This is a genomic window from Candidatus Pelagibacter communis, from assembly GCF_001179945.1.
In the GTDB taxonomy this organism is placed as follows: Bacteria; Pseudomonadota; Alphaproteobacteria; order Pelagibacterales; family Pelagibacteraceae; genus Pelagilacustribacter; species Pelagilacustribacter ubique_A.
This window is the reverse complement of record NZ_CVSG01000042.1, coordinates 1-599: the sequence shown is the minus strand read 5'-3', so window position 1 is coordinate 599 and position 599 is coordinate 1. Positions and strand designations below refer to the sequence as shown.

Annotated in this window: 1 protein-coding gene and 1 pseudogene; both read left to right on the top strand. The window is 23.5% G+C overall.

Annotated elements, in window-relative coordinates; genetic code table 11:
• Positions 1-290, top strand: a pseudogene (locus tag AMN78_RS01060) (D-alanine--D-alanine ligase); the annotation flags it as partial.
• The coding region (locus AMN78_RS01055; RefSeq protein ID WP_143323153.1) for a cell division protein FtsQ/DivIB at positions 287-599 on the top strand (313 nt) is incomplete at its 3' end. The pseudogene AMN78_RS01060 and the gene AMN78_RS01055, both read left to right, overlap by 4 nt.

The following is a 599-nucleotide window of genomic DNA, read 5'->3' as shown; positions in this document are numbered from 1 at the left end:
CTAAGTATAGTAAAGCGGCAAAAACAAAACACATCATGCCAGCAAGACTAAGTCGAAAAAATTATTTTAAAGTTTCAAAACTTGCAAAAAAGGCTCATAAAGCATTGAACTGCAGGGGCGTTACTAGAACTGATTTTAAATTCTTTAAAAATAAATTTTATTTACTAGAACTAAATACACAGCCTGGGATGACAAGTCTTTCTTTAGTACCAGAAATTTCTAAATATTCTGGAATAATTTTTGAAGATTTAGTTGAAAAGATTTTATTAGATGCAAGTATCAATCGATGAAAAAAAGAATTTTATTTGCTTTGGTTCTTTTACTACTATTAAGCTCATACAATATTCAAAAAAAAATAAATTTTAACTCTAGTTTAAATATAGAAAAAATTTATGTTGAAAATAATAAATACGTCAACGAAAATATACTAAAAAATAAACTCTCATTTTTGTACGATACAAATCTTTTTTTACTAAAAAAAAAAGATATTGAATTAAAACTGAATGAACTAGACATTATTGAAAGTTTTGAAGTAAAAAAAATTTTTCCAAATAGAATAAGAATTAAAATTTATGAAAATTTACCTATTGCAATAATTC